Origin of the sequence: Streptomyces sp. NPDC047072, from assembly GCF_040643855.1 — a bacterium.
Lineage (GTDB): Bacteria > Actinomycetota > Actinomycetes > Streptomycetales > Streptomycetaceae > Streptomyces.
In genome coordinates this window covers 31,542-46,434 of the sequence record NZ_JBEYVC010000014.1, presented here as the reverse complement: position 1 = coordinate 46,434, position 14,893 = coordinate 31,542, and the positions used below count along the sequence as shown (strand labels likewise).

14 protein-coding genes are annotated in these 14,893 nt (G+C 70.9%); 7 read left to right on the top strand and 7 right to left on the bottom strand.

Features of this window, described 5'->3' with window-relative positions; genetic code table 11:
- Nucleotides 1-81: 81 nt before the first annotated feature.
- The 5 genes from araD to ABZ896_RS08995 all read right to left on the bottom strand — a co-directional run bounded on the left by araD (nucleotide 82) and on the right by ABZ896_RS08995 (nucleotide 5,219).
- A complete protein-coding gene (gene araD / locus ABZ896_RS09015; protein WP_360924251.1) occupies nucleotides 82-1,812 on the bottom strand; it encodes an L-arabinonate dehydratase in 1,731 nt (576 codons plus the stop codon).
- Nucleotides 1,809-2,720, bottom strand: a complete 912-nt coding sequence (locus tag ABZ896_RS09010; protein ID WP_360924248.1) for a dihydrodipicolinate synthase family protein — start codon at nucleotides 2,718-2,720, stop codon at nucleotides 1,809-1,811. Before ABZ896_RS09010 ends, araD begins: the two co-directional genes overlap by 4 nt.
- Nucleotides 2,717-3,388 carry a GntR family transcriptional regulator gene (locus ABZ896_RS09005; RefSeq protein ID WP_360924245.1) on the bottom strand — a complete coding sequence of 224 codons (672 nt, stop codon included), beginning with the start codon at nucleotides 3,386-3,388 and terminating at the stop codon, nucleotides 2,717-2,719. The genes ABZ896_RS09010 and ABZ896_RS09005 overlap by 4 nt, the downstream gene beginning before the upstream one ends.
- 130 nt (nucleotides 3,389-3,518) lie before the next feature.
- Nucleotides 3,519-4,274, bottom strand: coding sequence for an MBL fold metallo-hydrolase (locus tag ABZ896_RS09000; protein WP_360924242.1), 756 nt, complete (start codon nucleotides 4,272-4,274; stop codon nucleotides 3,519-3,521).
- Between the two features lie 357 nt (nucleotides 4,275-4,631).
- Complete coding sequence (locus tag ABZ896_RS08995; RefSeq protein ID WP_360924239.1) at nucleotides 4,632-5,219, bottom strand: TIGR03086 family metal-binding protein; 588 nt, start codon at nucleotides 5,217-5,219, stop codon at nucleotides 4,632-4,634.
- Between the two features lie 153 nt (nucleotides 5,220-5,372).
- Here ABZ896_RS08995 and ABZ896_RS08990 point away from each other — a divergent pair, with 153 nt between their 5' ends.
- Complete coding sequence (locus ABZ896_RS08990; protein WP_360924236.1) at nucleotides 5,373-6,602, top strand: MFS transporter; 1,230 nt, start codon at nucleotides 5,373-5,375, stop codon at nucleotides 6,600-6,602.
- Here the strand turns inward: ABZ896_RS08990 and ABZ896_RS08985 are convergent.
- Both ABZ896_RS08985 and ABZ896_RS08980 read right to left on the bottom strand, forming a co-directional pair.
- Entirely contained in the window at nucleotides 6,539-7,696 is a 1,158-nt protein-coding gene (locus ABZ896_RS08985; RefSeq protein ID WP_360924233.1) for a hypothetical protein, read from the bottom strand. The two genes, ABZ896_RS08990 and ABZ896_RS08985, sit on opposite strands and share 64 nt — an antisense overlap.
- The gene (locus ABZ896_RS08980) at nucleotides 7,693-8,637 is read right to left on the bottom strand and encodes a 5-dehydro-4-deoxyglucarate dehydratase (RefSeq protein WP_360924230.1); all 945 of its coding nucleotides are present in this window, start codon (nucleotides 8,635-8,637) and stop codon (nucleotides 7,693-7,695) included. Before ABZ896_RS08980 ends, ABZ896_RS08985 begins: the two co-directional genes overlap by 4 nt.
- A gap of 154 nt (nucleotides 8,638-8,791) precedes the next feature.
- Between ABZ896_RS08980 and ABZ896_RS08975 the strand changes: the two genes are divergently transcribed.
- The 6 genes from ABZ896_RS08975 to ABZ896_RS08950 all read left to right on the top strand — a co-directional run bounded on the left by ABZ896_RS08975 (nucleotide 8,792) and on the right by ABZ896_RS08950 (nucleotide 14,883).
- Complete coding sequence (locus ABZ896_RS08975; RefSeq protein WP_360924226.1) at nucleotides 8,792-9,601, top strand: NAD(P)-dependent oxidoreductase; 810 nt, start codon at nucleotides 8,792-8,794, stop codon at nucleotides 9,599-9,601.
- Between the two features lie 300 nt (nucleotides 9,602-9,901).
- Nucleotides 9,902-10,669 carry a DeoR/GlpR family DNA-binding transcription regulator gene (locus tag ABZ896_RS08970; protein ID WP_360924223.1) on the top strand — a complete coding sequence of 256 codons (768 nt, stop codon included), beginning with the start codon at nucleotides 9,902-9,904 and terminating at the stop codon, nucleotides 10,667-10,669.
- Between the two features lie 95 nt (nucleotides 10,670-10,764).
- The gene (locus tag ABZ896_RS08965; protein ID WP_360924219.1) at nucleotides 10,765-12,138 is read left to right on the top strand and encodes a sugar ABC transporter substrate-binding protein; all 1,374 of its coding nucleotides are present in this window, start codon (nucleotides 10,765-10,767) and stop codon (nucleotides 12,136-12,138) included.
- Nucleotides 12,135-13,073, top strand: a complete 939-nt coding sequence (locus ABZ896_RS08960; protein ID WP_360924216.1) for a sugar ABC transporter permease — start codon at nucleotides 12,135-12,137, stop codon at nucleotides 13,071-13,073. The genes ABZ896_RS08965 and ABZ896_RS08960 overlap by 4 nt, the downstream gene beginning before the upstream one ends.
- The gene (locus ABZ896_RS08955; protein ID WP_360924213.1) at nucleotides 13,070-13,897 is read left to right on the top strand and encodes a carbohydrate ABC transporter permease; all 828 of its coding nucleotides are present in this window, start codon (nucleotides 13,070-13,072) and stop codon (nucleotides 13,895-13,897) included. The genes ABZ896_RS08960 and ABZ896_RS08955 overlap by 4 nt, the downstream gene beginning before the upstream one ends.
- Nucleotides 13,894-14,883 (top strand): zinc-dependent alcohol dehydrogenase family protein, encoded by a 990-nt coding sequence (locus ABZ896_RS08950; RefSeq protein ID WP_360924210.1) that lies wholly within the window; start codon nucleotides 13,894-13,896, stop codon nucleotides 14,881-14,883. Before ABZ896_RS08955 ends, ABZ896_RS08950 begins: the two co-directional genes overlap by 4 nt.
- Nucleotides 14,884-14,893 lie beyond the last annotated feature (10 nt).

Genomic DNA, 14,893 nt, shown 5'->3' with positions numbered 1-14,893 from the left:
GTGCCTCTTGAGGTTGTGTGGCGTGTGCGGCTTGCGTTGTGGCTGGTCGCGCAGTTCCCCGCGCCCCTTGGGTGGGTGCAGTCAGCCTGCGTACGGGTCCGGGACCTTGCCTTGTCTTGCCAGGAACTCGAAGTCGCAGCCTGTGTTCGCCTGCGTGATCTGGTCGTTGTACAGGGCGCCGTAGCCTCGCTCGTAGCGGGTGGGCGGGGGTGTCCACGCCGCCCTCCTACGCTCCAACTCCTCGTCGTCCACGTTGAGTTGGAGAGACCTCGCCTCTACGTCGAGCGTGATCATGTCCCCCGTGCGAACCAGGGCGAGCGGGCCGCCGATGTACGACTCCGGGGCCACATGGAGCACGCACGCGCCGTAACTCGTGCCGCTCATCCGGGCGTCGGAGATGCGGACCATGTCCCGTACACCCTGCTTGAGCAGGTGGTCGGGGATCGGCAGCATGCCGTACTCGGGCATGCCCGGCCCGCCCTTGGGGCCGGAGTTGCGCAGCACCAGGACGCTGTCTGCGGTGATGCCCAACTCGGGGTCGTTGATGGTGCGTTGCATGGTCTTGTAGTCGTCGAAGACGACGGCCCGCCCGGTGTGCTTGAGCAGGTGCTTCTCGGCGCTGATGTGCTTGATGACAGCGCCGTCCGGGCACAGGTTGCCGCGCAGAACGGCGACCCCGCCCTCGTCGGCGACCGGGTTGTTCCGGGTGCGGATGACGTCGTCGTTGTGGACGACCGCGCCCTCGATCTGCTCCCCCAGCGTGCCGCTGACCGTCGGCCGGTCCAGATGGAGCAGATCGGTGATCCGCGACAGGAACGCGGGCAGTCCGCCGGCGAAGTGGAAGTCCTCCATGAGGTACGTCTGTCCGCCGGGCCGTACGTTGGCCAGCACCGGGACGGTGCGGGCGATGCGGTCGAAGTCGTCGAGGCTCAACGGGACTTGGCAGCGGCCCGCCATCGCGATCAGATGGATCACCGCGTTGGTGGAGCCGCCGAGACCCAGGACGGTCGTCACCGCGTCCTCGAAAGCCTCCCGGGTGAGGATCTCCGACGGCTTGAGGCCGGTCCAGGCCAGCTCCACGGCCCGGCGCCCGGAGGCGGCGGCCATCCGCTCGTGCCCGGAGTCGACGGCCGGGAGCGAGGAGGCACCCGGCAGCGTCATACCGAGCACCTCGGCGGCGGCGGTCATCGTGGAGGCGGTGCCCATGGTCATGCAGTGACCGGGTGAGCGCGCCAACCCGCCCTGGAGTTCCCGCAGTTCGCAGTCGGTCAGGTTGCCCGCGCGGTGCTCGTCCCAGTACTTCCACATGTCGGTGCCGGACCCGAGGGTCTCCCCGCGCCAGTGACCGGGGAGCATCGGCCCCGCGGGCACGAAGATCGACGGTACGTCAGCGGAGGAGGCGCCCATGAGGAGGGCGGGTGTCGACTTGTCGCAGCCGCCGAGCAGGACCGCCGCGTCGATCGGATACGACCGCAGCAGTTCCTCGGTCTCCATCGCGAGGAGGTTGCGGTAGAGCATCGGGGTCGGCTTCTGGTAGGTCTCCGACAGCGTGGCGACCGGGAACTCCAGCGGGAAACCGCCCGCCTGCCAGACTCCCCGCTTGACCGCCTCGGCGCGCTCGCGCAGATGGACGTGGCAGGGGTTGATGTCGGACCAGGTGTTGAGGACGGCGATCACCGGGCGGCCCCGGTACTCCTCGGCCTCGTAACCGAGCTGCCGCATCCGGGCGTTGTGCGACCAGGTGCGCAACTGCCCTTCGGTGCCGTACCACTGATGGCTTCTCAGTTCTTCGGGACGCTTCCTGTCGGTCATATGGACCACCCGGCGGCTATCGCGGCGACCTCCGCGCGCTCCTCCTCGGGCAGTTCCCTGCTCGGGGGGCGGACCTCGCGGCGGCACAGTCCGAGGGAGGCGAGGGCCTCCTTGACGACGGTGACGTTGTTGGCGGAGCCGTTCGCCGCGCGCAGTTCCTCGAAGCGGCGGATCTGCTCCCAGACCTTCATGGCGGCCGGGTAGTCGCCGGATCGAAGCGCTTCGATCATGTTCAGCGAAACGGCCGGGGAGACGTTCACGAGCCCGGAGGTGAAGCCGGTGGCGCCCGCCGAGAAGTAGGAGGGGGCGTACGGTTCGGCGAGCCCGGCGACCCACACGAACCGGTCGAGCCCCGCGTCCCGCGCGAAGGCGGCGAACTTGGCGGCGTCCGGGACCGCGTACTTCACGCCGATGACGTTCGGGCAGTCGTCGGCGAGTTGGGCGAGCCGGACACCGGCGAGCTGAGCGTTGCGGATGTACGGGACCACGCCCAGTTCGGGGACGGCGGAGGCGATGGCGCGGTGGTAGTCGACCCAGCCCTGCTGCGAGACGTACGGGTGGACGGGCTGGTGGACCATGACCATCCGGGCGCCGCGTTCACGGGCGTGCCGGGCGGAGGCGACGGCGGTGGGCACGTCGTGGCCGACGCCGACCAGGATCGTGCCCCGCCCGCCGGCCTCGTCGACGGTCAACTCCGTGACCAGGCGGCGCTCTTCGGGGGCGAGGGCGTAGAACTCACCGGTGTTGCCGTTGGGGGTGAGGGTGGTGATGCCACCGTCGAGCAGGCGACGCAGCAGGGCCCGGTGGGCGTCCTGGTCGACGGTGCCGTCCTCGGCGAACGGGGTCACCGGGATCGCCACCACGTCGGCCAGGGCCGTCCGTTGGGTCTCGAACGTCTCGCTGCTCATTCCTGACCTTCCTGTCGCGGTGCCTCGGGTTCCGGTGCCTCGGGGAACGCCCGCTGGACGAAGGACGCGATGTGGGCGTGGAGCGCGCGGGCGGCGCCGTCCGCGTCACCGGCCAGGGCGAGGCGCAGGATCTCGCGGTGCTCGGCGGCCTCCCGCTCCCAGGAGGGGTTGGCGGCCCAGGCGACGGCCGAGACCAGGGCGGCCTGGTCGCGGACCTCGTCGAGCATCCGGCCGAGCAGCGGGTTGCCGCAGGGGACGTAGAGGGCGCGGTGGAACTCCCGGTTGGCGAGGGAGCGTTCGGCGGCGTCGCCGGCTCCGTCGGCGCGGCCGAGCGCGTCCCGGGCGTCGTCGAGGGAGGCGCCCCGTTTCACGACCCGCTTCAGCGCCTCGGGTTCGAGGAGGAGCCGCACGTCGTAGACCTCGCGCGCCATGTCCGCGTCCACCATGCGCACCGTGACGCCCTTGTACTGGCTCATCACGACCAGTCCGGTGCCGGCCAGGGTCTTGAGCGCCTCGCGCACGGGGGTCTTGGACACCCCGAACTGCGCGGCGAGCTCGGTCTCGACCAGGGCCTGACCTGGCGTCAACCGCCCGGTGAGGATGCGGCGTTTGATCTCCTCCAGCACGTACTGCGTGCGGGAGGGGATCGGCGTGGGCACAGAGGTCATGCGCGCCTCTCGGATCTCGCGTATCGCGTCTCATATATGACGTACGAAGTACGACGCGTTGAAGGTAGGAGGGCGCGTGTGTTTCGTCAATGCTTCCGACAGAAGAAGTCGGCGCCGGATGGAAAGCGCTTCACACGAGGCGGGTGGCGCCCTCGAACGCGGTCTCGGTACGGCCGGTGAAGGCAATGGCGGCGCGGGCGGTCGCCGACTCCCTGGTGAGCGTGGGTCCGACGTGGGTGACGACCAACTCCCGCGCCCCGGCCTTGCGGGCGATGTCGCCGGCGTCCTCGGGCGTCAGGTGCACCTGTTCGCCTTCGCGATGGCGGTCGATGTCGGCCTCGCACAGGAACACGTCGGATTCGGCGGCGAGTTCGACGAGCGCGGCGCAGGGGCCGCTGTCGCCGGAGTAGGCGAGGACGCGTCCCGAGCACTCGGCGCGCAGCCCGTAGCTCTCGACGTCGTGGGCGACGGCGCGGGAGGTGAGCCGGAGGTTCCAGTGCCGGACGCCGTGATGGTCGTACAGGTGCTGGAAGTCGAGGATGTCCGCGAGGAACCGCGCGTCGGGGCGCCCGAAGAACCCGGCGAGGCGCTGTGCGCAGCCGGGTGGGGCGTAGACGGGGATCGGTGCGGGCGGGGTCAGCCCGCCGTAGGCGTACGCGTACACGGCGGACAGCAGATCGGCGCTGTGGTCGGCGTGCAGATGCGAGATCCAGATCGCCGTCAGCCGGCTCGGATCGGTGTGCCGCTGCAACTCCGCGAACGTCCCGGGCCCGGCATCCACCCACACCTCGGCACCCCCACCCCGCAACAGATACCCGGAACACGGCCGCCCGGGCCCGGGATACGGAGAGGCGGTACCGAGCACGGTGAGACTGAGGGGCGGCATGGTGGCGAGGGTACGGTCCGGGCCCCCCGCGCGCGTCCCGTTTCCGTTCCTCTACGGCGGTCTCGTACCCCTGTCTACGACGCTCGGCCCGGCTGCGCCGCGCAGGCCGCCTCCGGGACACGTGCTCAGACGGCGTGGGCGCGGGGCGCCGCGGGGTGAGCACCGTCAACGGACCGACGCGGCACGGAAGCCCTGTTGCCGGGGCGCACACGCGACTTGGCACGTCCGTCGCCGCCCGGGCCGACTCGCGGCCCGCGAACCTCCGCCCGAGCTTGGCCCCCGGCCCTCTTGCCAACTTCCGGCCCGCGTCGGCTCATCGGCCTGCGTTCAGCCCACTCCTCGCCCAACTCCCCCGTTTCAGACCGACGTCCAACCCGGGTCGCGGCCGCTCAGTCCGATCGTGCGGGCGAGCAGCGGTGCGTCGTCCGGGACCCGGACGATCGGGCCGAAGATGGAGTCGCGGGAGGGGTCCTCCGCGGAGGCCTGGAGGAAGGCGTGGGTCGCCTGGAGGGCGGGTGGGTCCGGGGTGTAGGGGAGATCGAGCGCCTTGGCCAAGTCCCAGCCGTGGACGACCAGTTCGTCGATGGCCACCGCCGCCGCGATCTCGCCCGGGAGGTCCACGCCACCCGCGCGGGTCATGCCGGTCCACGCGGCCGGGTCGCGCCACGCGTCGGCCAATTCGTCGAGGGCCTTGGGGAGTTCCTCACGCCAGCCGGGGCCGATGTCCGGGCGGGAGGCGGTCGGCGGGGTGTCCGTCGTCGCGCCGAGGTCCTTGCGGGCGGCGTCGCGGAAGGCCACGCTCAGCCCGAGCAGATGGCCCAGCAGATGTCGTACCGGATACTCCGGACACGGCGTCCGGTCCGCCAGCCGCTCGTCGGTGACGGCCTCGGCCAGCCGGGCGACGATCCGGGCCTGCGGTCCGAGATCCAGGGTCGGGACGGTCATGCGGTGCTCCTCACGGTCGCGGGGTCGTGAGGGGTGGACCGTCGCAAGCGCGAGAACTCATCGCGGTCGCGCGAAAACTCCTCAGGAGTCCGGTGACATCTAGGGCAACTGCCCCATCCCAGCCGCCGGGCCTTAGAACCACGCTGTCCAGGCATGAAGACCTGGCCCCTGCCGCCCGTTCTGCGGAACCGCGACGCCGCGCTCTGTCTCGCCGGAGTCACGGTCTCCGGCTTCGGCACCTCCGCGCTGTGGCTGGTGTCCGGCGTATGGGTCAAGGACCTCACCGGCTCCAACGGACTGGCCGCGCTGTGCCTGCTCGCGATGTGGACACCGACGCTCGCCGGCCCCCTCCTCGGCGCGCTCGCCGACCGCTTCCCCCGAAAACCCCTCCTGATCGGCACGAACCTGCTGCTCGCGGCCCTCCTCCCGGTACTGCTCCCCGTCGACTCCCCGCAAGGCGTCTGGCTGATCCTCACAGTCCTCTTCGTGTACGGCGCGACAGGCGTGGTCCACGACGCGGCGGAGTCGGCCCTGGTCGCGGGCGCGGTCCCCCCGGCCCTCCTGGGCGACTTCAACGGCGTACGGATGGCGATCACGGAGGGCATGAAGCTGCTCGCCCCGCTCGCCGGAGCGGGCCTGTACACGGTGTACGGCGGCCCGGCCGTCGCCCTCCTGGACGCCCTCACCTTCGCGCTGGCGGCGCTGCTGTACGCGGGCCTACGGGTCCAGGCGACCCCGACCGTGCGGAACCCACCCGGAGGCCACCCCTTCTCCGAAGGCGCCCGCCACCTCCGCAGCCACCCCCACCTGCGCCCCCTCGTCCTCGCCGCCGGCACCACCATGCTCTTCGCCGGCCTCAACGGCGCCCTGCTCTACGCCGTGATCGACGCCCTCGGTCACTCCCCCGCGTACGCCGGCGCGCTGTACGCCGTCCAGGGCGCCGGTTCCGTGGTGATCGGGCTGCTCTCCGGGCCCACCCTGCGTCGGCTCGGCGAACGCCGCTTCGCGGCCTGCGGGATCGCGCTGACGGCCGTAGGCGCCGGGCTGCGGGCGGTCCCCTCGGACCCGGTGGCCCTCGCGTGCGGCGCGGCGATCGGCGTCGGACTCCCCTGCGTGCTGATCGCCGCCCTGACCGCCGTACAGCGCGAGACCCCGGACGCCCTGCTCGGCCGTACCGTGGCCACCGCCAGCACCGTCGTCTACGCACCGAACGTGATCGGCCTCGCGGCGGGCGCGGCGCTGGTCGAACTGGTCGACCAGCGGCCCCTGTCGATCGCACTCGGCATCGTGTGGCTGGCGACGGCCCTACCAATGGCGCGTCAGAGCGAGGCAAGCCCCGCGCGGATCGCCTCCAGGTCGCCGTCCGACGCCAACCCTGCGTGATACAGCCGCACTTCGGTCGCCCCCAGCTCCCGCGCCCGCGCCACGTCCGCCGCGAGCGTGCCGGGGCTGCCGCCCATCTGGGAGATGACCGGGAAGTTGGCGGCGAGCACCGCCTCCTTCCCGGTGGCGGCGAACGGCGTGAGCAGCTCCGGTCCGCCCGCGCACGGGACGACCACACCGTCCGCGACGGACAGGATGTGCTCGGGGTCGACGCCCGGGTTGGCACCGACGTGGTAGGTCACGGGGTCGGCATGCAGCAGGATCTGGAAGCCCTCGGGGGCGGCCGCACGGACGGCGCGGACGGCCGTCTCCTGGAGCGTGCGGGCGGTTTCGTCGCGCCACGCGCGCGTGGCGGCCGCGTACGAAGCGCCGAGCAACTTCTCGACCCCGGCCCAGCCCTCGTCCGGGGCCCCCTGCCACAGCGGCTCCAGAGCCCGGCGTACGGCCGCCGCCAGCTCGTCGGCGTCGACGCCCTGCTCGCCGTACCCCTCCCGGCAGGTGGCGCAGAAGCAGAGCGCCATGAGGTACATCCCGGCGTCGCCGAGCGGCACCCCGCCGGTCTTGTCGTGGGCGTGCAGGTGCTGGAGCCCGTACCAGCCGAGGGACTCCAGCTCGGTGCCGGCCGCGCCGTGGCGTACGGCGGCCTCGACGGCGAGGTCGACGAGGTACGCGCGCGTGGCGGGCTGCGCGATACAGGGCGCCCAGGGATAGCGGTCGCCGTAGGCGTTGACGACCGAGGTGGCCGGATGCTCGGCGCCCAGGCGGGAGTTGTGCGCGAGGACGACCCAGGTGTGCACTTCCAGGCCCGCGTCGAGGAGGGCTTTGGACGCCTCGCCGAACGCGTCTCCAGGGGCCCAGTCGCCCGCCGGGTACGGGCGCAGTTCGCGGCCCTCCCAGCGCGCGTCCGTCGGGTACAGCACGGACGCGTGCTCGGCGGTGACGATGCGGTGGCGGGGGTGACGGGGGGTCAACGCGCGCGTGGAGTGGTACGCGGCGGCCAGTGTCGCCTGCCGTACGCCGAGCGCGGCGATGCGGTCGGCGGCCTCCGGGTCCCCGTTGACGTCCCAGGGGTAGACGAACGTCGACGCCTTCACTTGTGCTCCTCCAGGAGTCCGTAACCTCGCTCGGTGATCTCCGCGAGCTGCTTCACATGATCCTCGTCCGGCTCGTGCAGCGGCGGGCGGACCTCGCCGACGTCCAGACCGCGCATCCGTACGCCCGCCTTGACGAGGGAGACCGCGTAGCCGCGGCCACGCGCGCGTAGCTCGACGAAGGGCCGGTAGAAGCCGTCCAGGAGGCGGTGCGCGGTGGCCGTGTCGCCCTCGGTGAGCGCCCGGTGGAAGGCGAGGGCGATCTCCGGGGCGAAGCAGAAGACGGCCGAGGAGTAGAGGGTGACCCCGAGGGCGCGGTAGGCGAGCTGGGTCTGCTCGGCGGTCGGCAGGCCGTTGAAGTACAGGAAGTCACCGGGGATATCGGTGCGCACCGCGCTGACGATCCGCTGCATGAGGTCGAGGTCGCCGAGGCCGTCCTTGAGGCCGACGATCCCCTCGGTGCGGGCCAGTTCTACGACGGTCTCCGGGGTGAACACCGCGTTGTCGCGCTGGTAGACGATCACCGGCAGGGCGGTCGCGGCGGCCACCTCGCGGTAGTGCCGCAGCAGGCCCTCCTGGCCCGCGACGACGAGGTACGGCGGCAGGGCGAGCAGTCCGTCGGCCCCGGCGCCCTCGGCGAGGCGCGCGTAGCGCACGGCGAGCGCGGTGCCGTAGCCCGCCCCCGCGATCACGGGCACCCGCCCCGCCGTCGCCTCGACGGCCGCCCGGACGCACGCCTCGAACTCCTCGGGGGTGAGCGCGTGGAACTCCCCGGTGCCGCAGCACGCGAACACGGCGGCGGCCCCGGCTTCCACGCCCGCGCGCACGTGCGTGCGGTAGACGTCGAGATCGACGGAGCCGTCCGGGCCGTAGGCGGTGACCGGGAAGAACAGCGGCCCGCTGGGGATGCCGAGTCGGTGGACGAGGTCGGCGGACGGCGTCACAGGTTCCCCCCATAGAATGAGACACAGAATGCTGACCGGAGTTTACATTTATGAACGCCCATCGTGCCACCCTTGACGAAGTCAAGACACGATCCCTAACTTGTCCACGGATGTGAATACCGTGTACACAGAGGCCACTCAAGGAGACCCGAGGATGCCCGCTCCCCGCACCGTCCTGCTCACCGGCGCCGCCGGCGGCCTCGGCACCCTGATGCGGGACCTCCTGCCCGCCTACGGCTACGAACTGCGCCTGCTGGACCTGCGCCCCGTCGACGGCGAACCGGACGCGATCGTCGCGGACCTCGCCGACAAGGAGGCCGTGCGCGAGGCCGTGCGGGGCGTCGACGCGATCATCCACCTCGCGGGCATCTCCCTGGAAGCCCCCTTCGAGAAGATCCTCAAGGCGAACATCGAGGGCACCCACCACCTGTACGAGGCCGCACACGCGGAGGGCGTCTCCCGGATCGTCTTCGCCTCCTCCAACCACGCGGTCGGCTACACGCCCCGCCCGCAGGGCGACGACCCGCTGATCCCGATCGACGCCCCGCACCGCCCGGACACCTTCTACGGCCTGTCCAAGGCCTTCGGCGAGGACCTGGCGCAGTTCTACTGGGACAAGTACGGCCTGGAGACCGTGTCCGTGCGCATCGGCTCCTGCTTCCCCGAGCCGACCAGCGTGCGCATGCTCTCGCTGTGGATGAGCCCGGCCGACGGCGCCCGCCTCCTGCACGCCTCCCTGACCGCCGAGAACGTCGGCCACACGGTCGTCTACGGCTCCTCCGCCAACACCCGCCTGTGGTGGGACCTGACCACCGCGAGGGCGCTCGGCTACGACCCCCAGGACGACTCCGAGCCCTACGCGGAGAAGCTCATCGCCGAACAGGGCGAACTCCAGCAGGGCAACGAGGGCCACGCCTACCTGGGCGGCCAGTTCGTGACGGACCCGCCGATCTGGCCGTACTGAAAGGCCGGGCGGGCACAGAACGGACCCGCCCGCAGCCATTCCGGGCACGAGGAGGGGGTGGGGGGCAGGCGCGAAGCGCCACCCCCCAGGGGCGCGGGGAACTGCGCGACCAGCCACAACAAACCCGCGGCCGCCGCACAACCGCCCCACCCGAGTCAGTAGGCCCACCCCGCCCGAACGGGCATACACGGTCACTATCCCAGCCGCAACAGACCTGGTCACCACCCCCCACCCGCTGTACAACTTCCTGCAACGGCCCGAACGGGCACCGCACCGCACGACAGGAAAGCGGGTGACCGAATGACCAGTACCGCCGAAGAACGCCAGCGGGAGATCGTAAGGACCGCCCGCTCCACCGGCGCCGTGGACGTCAACACCCTCGCCGCCCAGCTCGGCGTCGCCAAGGAAACCGTACGAAGGGACCTCCGCGCCCTGGAGGACCACGGCCTGATCCGCCGCACCCACGGCGGCGCCTACCCCGTGGAGAGCGCCGGTTTCGAGACCACCCTCGCCTTCCGCGCCACCAGCCACGTCCCCGAGAAGCGAAGGATCGCGGCCGCCGCGGCCGAGCTGCTCGGGGACGCCGAGACGGTCTTCGTCGACGAGGGCTTCACCCCCCAGCTCATCGCCGAGGCCCTGCCCAGGGACCGCCCGCTGACCGTGGTCACCGCGTCCCTGCCGGTCGCGGGCGCGCTGGCCGAGGCGGACGGTATGTCGGTACTCCTCCTCGGCGGCCGGGTCCGCCCCGGCACCCTCGCCACCGTCGACCACTGGACGACGAAGATGCTCGCCGGCTTCGTCGTCGGCCTCGCCTACATCGGCGCCAACGGCATCTCGCGCGAGCACGGCCTCACCACCCCCGACCCGGCCGTGAGCGAGGTCAAGGCGCAGGCGATCCGGGCCGCGCGCCGCACGGTCTTCGCGGGCGTCCACACCAAGTTCGGCGCGGTCAGCTTCTGCCGGTTCGCGGAGATCGGCGCACTGGAGACGATCGTGACGAGCACGCTGCTGCCGTCGGCGGAGGCCCACCGCTACTCCCTTCTGGGCCCCCAGGTCATCAGGGTCTGAAAAACCAACTCACTCCCCAGGTCCAACCCACCCCCTATAGGGCACCCCCAGCCCTCGAAGTGCCCCTTATGTACCCCTCTATCCAGGAGCGATCCATGCGCACCCCGAGCCGACGACGGCCGCCGCGAGCCACGCTCGCCCTGGCCGCCGCAGGGACGCTGCTCGCCCCGCTGCTCTCCGGCTGTTGGGTCGGGGCGGGCGGGTCCGGTTCCGGCGGCGACTCCATCAACGTCCTGATGGTCAACAACCCGCAGATGGTGGAGCTGCAGAAACTCACCAAGGCCCACTTCACCGCCGAGACCGGCATCAAGGTCAACTTCACGGTCCTGCCCGAGAACGACGTCCGCGACAAGATCAGCCAGGACTTCGCCAACCAGGCCGGCCAGTACGACGTGGCCACCCTCTCGAACTACGAGATCCCCATCTACGCCCGCAACGGCTGGCTGCACGAGATGGACTCGTACGTCGCCAAGGACCCGTCGTACGACGAACAGGACGTCCTCAAGCCCATGCGCCAGTCGCTGACGGGCGACGACGGCAAGCTCTACGGCCAGCCCTTCTACGGCGAGTCGTCCTTCCTGATGTACCGCAAGGACGTCTTCGCGGCGAAGGGCCTCACCATGCCCGCGCATCCCACCTGGCAGCAGGTCGCCGACCTGGCAGCGAAGGCGGACGGCGCCGAGTCCGGCATGAAGGGCATCTGCCTGCGCGGGCTGCCGGGTTGGGGCGAGGTGATGGCACCGCTCACGACCGTCGTGAACACCTTCGGCGGCACCTGGTTCGACAAGAGCTGGAAAGCCCGACTGGACTCGCCCGCCTTCGAGAAGGCGACGAAGTTCTATGTCGACCTGGTCCGCGCGCACGGCGAGTCCGGCGCCGCCCAGTCCGGCTTCGCCGAGTGCCTCAACAACATGACCCAGGGCAAGGTCGCCATGTGGTACGACGCCACCAGCGCCGCCGGTTCCCTGGAGGCGTCCGGCTCCCCGGTCAAGGGCAAGGTGGGCTACGCCCCCGCCCCCGTCGAGGAGACGAAGTCCTCCGGCTGGCTCTACACCTGGGCCTGGGGCATCCAGGACGCCTCCCGCAACCCCGACAAGGCCTGGAAGTTCGTCTCCTGGGCCTCCAGCAAGCAGTACGAGCAGTTGGTCGGCGACCAGATCGGCTGGTCGAACGTCCCGGCCGGCAAGCGCGCGTCGACGTACACGAACCCGGCGTACCTCAAGGAGGCCGGTGCCTTCCAGGAGATGACCAAGGAGGCCATCGAGGGGGCTCAGCCGAACGATCCGGGGGTGCAGCCGCGCCCCGCGCCCGGCATCCAGTTCGTCGGCATCCCCGAGTTCACCGATCTCGGCACCAGGGTCTCGCAGGAGATCAGCGCGGCCATCGCCGGACGCCAGTCCGTCGAGTCGGCCCTGAAGAAATCGCAGGCGCTCGCCGAGAAGATCTCCGAGGAGTACGAGGGACGATGACCGCGACAACCACGGCCCCACCAGCCTCTCTGTCCGTCCGCTCCGCGGACCCCTCGAAGGCCCGCCTGCGCGCCTGGGCGACCCGCGCCCCGCTGCTGCCCGCCCTGGTCTTCATGATCGTGGTCACCCAACTCCCGTTCGTGGCCACGGTGGTGATCTCCTTCTTCGACTGGAATTCCCTGTATCCGAAGGCCCGTCACTTCACCGGCGTCGACAACTACAAGGAGGTCCTCACCGATGCGGACCTGCGCCACTCGGTGTGGACGACGGTCCTGCTGACGGTGACGGTGGTGCTGGTCAGCCTGGTGCTGGGGCTGGTCCTGGCGTTGCTGCTCGACCGTCGCTTCAAGGGCCGGGGCGTGGTCCGCACCCTGCTGATCGCCCCGTTCCTGGTGGTCCCGGTGGCGGCCGCACTGCTCTGGAAGCATGTGCTCTACAACCCCGAATACGGCCTGTTCAATGGGTTGTTGCACTATGTGGGCGGCCCACAGCCCGACTGGATCTCCACCACCCCGCTGCTCGCGGTGGAGGCCTCGCTGGTCTGGCAGTGGACGCCGTTCATGATGCTGATCCTGCTGGCCGGACTGCAGAGCCGCGACCAGCAGCAGATGGAGGCCGCGCGGGTCGACGGCGCGAGCGACTGGCAGATCTTCCGCTATCTGACGCTCCCGCACCTGCGCCGCTACCTCGAACTCGGCGCTCTGCTCGGGTCGATCTACATCGTCCAGAACTTCGACGCGGTCTTCACGATCACGTCCGGCGGCCTGGGCACCGCCAACCTGCCCTACACCGTCTACCAGAGCTTCTACCAGGCCCACGAGAACGGCCTCGCCTCGGCGGCCGGCGTCCTGGTCGTCATCGGCTCGATCGTCATCGCGACCTTCGCCCTGCGCGTGGTGTCGTCCCTGTTCCGTGAGGAGGCGGGTCGCGCATGACCGCCCTGATACGCCGCAACGGGCTGGGCCTGGTGGCCTGGCTGCTCGGGATCCTGTTCTTCCTGCCCATCGCCTGGATGGCCCTGACGTCCTTCCACTCGGAGACGGACGCGGCGACCAACCCGCCGAGCTTCGGCGCCGCGCTCACCCTGGACGGCTACCGCGAGTTCTTCGGCACCGGCGGCGGCGCGAGCCCCTGGCCGGCGCTCACCAACTCGCTGGTGGCGTCGCTGTCCTCGACCCTGTTCGTCCTGCTGCTGGCCCTCCCGGCGGCGTACGCGCTCTCCATCCGCCGGGTGCGGAAGTGGACGGACGTCCTGTTCTTCTTCCTGTCCACGAAGATGCTGCCGGTGGTGGCGGGCCTGCTGCCGATCTACCTGTTCGCGAAGAACACCGGGATGCTCGACAACATCTGGCTGCTGGTCATCCTCTACACCTCCATGAACCTGCCGATCGCGGTGTGGATGATGCAGTCCTTCCTCGCCGAGGTCCCGGTGGCGGTGATCGAGGCCGCGCGCGTGGACGGCGCCCGTCTTCCGACGATCCTCGCGCGCGTGGTGGCCCCCATCGCCCTGCCCGGCATCGCCGCAACAGCCCTGATCTGCTTCATCTTCAGCTGGAACGAGCTGCTGTTCGCGCGGGTGCTCACCGGTGTGGTCGCCGAGACCGCCCCCGTCTTCCTGACCGGCTTCATCACCAGCCAGGGCCTGTTCCTGGCGAAGGTGTGCGCCGCGTCGCTCGTGATCTCCCTGCCGGTGCTCGCCGCGGGGTTCGCCGCCCAGGACAAGCTGGTCCAGGGCCTGTCGTTGGGAGCCGTGAAATGAAGGCCGCCGTCATCGAGTCCGTGGGCAAGGCCGTCGTCGCCGAGGTCCCGGACCCGACGCCAGGGCCGCGCGAGGTCGTCGTCGAGGTCGCCGCGTGCGGTCTGTGCGGCACCGACCTGCACATCCTCCAGGGCGAGTTCGCCCCCACGCTGCCGATCGTGCCGGGCCACGAGTTCGCGGGCGAGGTGGTGGGGGTGGGCACCCGGGTCACGGAGCTGGCGGTCGGCGACCGGGTGGCCGTAGACCCGTCCCTGTACTGCCACGAGTGCCGGTACTGCCGTACGGGCCACAACAACCTCTGCGAACGCTGGGCCGCGATCGGTGTGACCACGGCGGGTGGCGCGGCGCGGTACGCGGTCGCGCCGGTGGCCAACTGCGTACGGCTGCCCGAGCACATCCGCACCCAGGACGCGGCCCTCGTCGAGCCCCTGTCCTGCGCGGTCCGGGGGTACGACGTGCTGCGGTCCCGGCTCGGCGCCCATGTCCTGATCTACGGCTCGGGCACGATGGGCCTGATGATGCTGGAGCTGGCCAAGCGGACGGGCGCGGCGAGCGTGGACGTGGTCGACGTGAACCCGGCCCGGCTGGAGACCGCCCGCCGCCTGGGCGTGTCGGCGTCCGCGGCGAACCCGGACGAGCTGGACCGTCCGCAGGGCTGGGACCTCGTGATCGACGCGACGGGCAACGCGGCGGCGATCCAGGACGGCCTGGGCCGGGTCGCCAAGGCGGGCACGTTCCTGCAGTTCGGCGTGGCCGACTACGCGACCCGGGTGACGATCGACCCGTACCGCATCTACAACCAGGAGATCACCATCACCGGCTCGATGGCGGTCCTGCACAGCTTCGAACGGGCGGCGGAACTTTTCGCGACCGGAGTCCTGGACCCGGAGGTCTTCATCAGCGACCGGATCCCGCTGGAGCGGTATCCGGAGGCGTTGGAGCAGTTCGCGGCGGGCGTGGGCCGGAAGATCGTGGTGGTGCCGTAGACCGCGGAAG